Source organism: Streptomyces sp. S6, from assembly GCF_054880855.1.
This window is the reverse complement of sequence record NZ_JBTYMC010000715.1, coordinates 1-736: the sequence shown is the minus strand read 5'-3', so window position 1 is coordinate 736 and position 736 is coordinate 1. Positions and strand designations below refer to the sequence as shown.

Sequence of the window (736 nt, the reverse complement as noted above, 5' to 3'; positions counted from 1 at the left end):
CGTCCCCGCCACCGGCCCGGCGGACACCGCCCCCGCCCTCAACGGCGCCGCCCTCGTCACCGGCGGACTCGGCGGACTCGGCCTGGCCACCGCGGCGATCCTCGCCCGAGGCGGCTGCTCCCTCGTCACCCTGATGGCCCGGTCGGAACCGGACGAGCAGGCCCGCCGCCTCATCGACGACATCACCGCCACCGGCACACCGGTCCACGTGGTGCGCGGCGACGTCACCGACCCCGCCGACTGCGCACGCGCCGTCGCACAGGCCGGCGCCGAGCAGCCGCTGCGCCTGGTCCTGCACCTCGCCGGAGTCACCGACGACCGCGCCTTCGGCCGCGTCGACCGGGACACCGCCGAGCGCGTCTTCGCCGCCAAGGCGCACGGCGCGCACGTCCTCGCCGAGGCCCTGCGCGGCCACGACCTCGACGCGTTCGCGCTGTTCTCGTCGGCGTCCAGCGTGCTCGGCTCGGCGGGACAGACCGTCTACGCCGCAGCCAACGGCCACCTGACCGGCCTCGCCGAGACACTGCGCGCCGAGGGCGTACCCGCGACCAGCATCGCCTGGGGGCCGTGGGTGCCCGGCGGCAAGGGCGGCATGGCGGCCTCGCAGACCGTACGCCGGGCCACCGCCCGGCTCGGCATCGGCACCTTCACCGACGAGCACGCCGAGCCGCTCCTGCTGGCCGCGCTCACCGCCCGGCAGGCCCACGTCATCGCCGTCGACCTCGCACCCGACCGG

The 736-nt window shown here is 77.0% G+C and carries 1 protein-coding gene; it reads left to right on the top strand.

What is annotated here, in order from left to right; translation table 11 throughout:
• A partial coding sequence (locus ACVNF4_RS36665; protein WP_461807128.1) for an SDR family NAD(P)-dependent oxidoreductase occupies positions 1-736 on the top strand: 736 nt, incomplete at both ends.